The 774-nt window shown below is 43.4% G+C and carries 1 protein-coding gene; it reads right to left on the bottom strand.

Features of this window, described 5'->3' with window-relative positions; genetic code table 11:
• Positions 1-774: transposase (locus tag QWZ04_RS23290; protein ID WP_290330699.1), on the bottom strand; the 774-nt coding region annotated here is incomplete at both ends.

The raw sequence follows: 774 nt of genomic DNA, 5'->3' as shown, positions 1-774 counted from the left end.
TAAAGTTCACGAACGATATAGCGTTTCAAACACCTTTGTATTTCTTTTGTCGAAAGTCCTTCTCCGCTTCTCCTCGCTACATATAATTTTGTTCTAGGATCACTTCTCATTCTTATCAAAGCTACTGTCCATAATGCATTATTAGCCTCTCTTGATCCCCCACGGTTTAGTCGGTGTCGGGATGTCTTTCCTGACGAAGCTTGTAGCGGGCTCACTCCACAAAGTGCTGCAAATGCAGACTCTTTGCCTAATCTCTGTGGGTTATCACCTGCTGTAACCAACAATGTCGCAGCTACACATGGTCCAATACCGAACTGTTCCAGTAATGTTGAAGCACTTTCTTTAGTGAGCTGTCGTAACATCTTGTCTATTGTATGCAGTTCATCGGTCAGGTATTGCCATCGATGAGCTAGCATCTTAAGTACTGAAATGAGTGAGCATGAAAGAGGATCTTCGGGAGTAGATTCAAGCGATAGGCAGGCTTGAATGCATTGAAACGTCGAGGGAACATAGCACATCTGTTTAATACAGTCAGGCGCCGTGACTAATAATGCACGAATCTGATTTATAGTCTGAGTCCTTGATTTTACAGTGCTTCTTCGTACCACCATAAAATAGCGAAGAGCTTCTACTTTACCATCATGCGACTTAGGTGTCGCTGTAGACTCCTTCGCTAATACCGATCTAGCTGCATTTTCCGCATCTATCGTATCTGATTTACCTACCAGTCGCCTTTTCGCTCGATTAGGTCGATTGACTTCATAAACACAGACG

It is taken from the genome of Vibrio tapetis subsp. quintayensis, from assembly GCF_030409945.1.
In the GTDB taxonomy this organism is placed as follows: Bacteria; Pseudomonadota; Gammaproteobacteria; order Enterobacterales; family Vibrionaceae; genus Vibrio; species Vibrio quintayensis.
The sequence above is the reverse complement of the archived record's forward strand: the minus strand, read 5'-3'. Positions and strand labels throughout refer to the sequence as shown.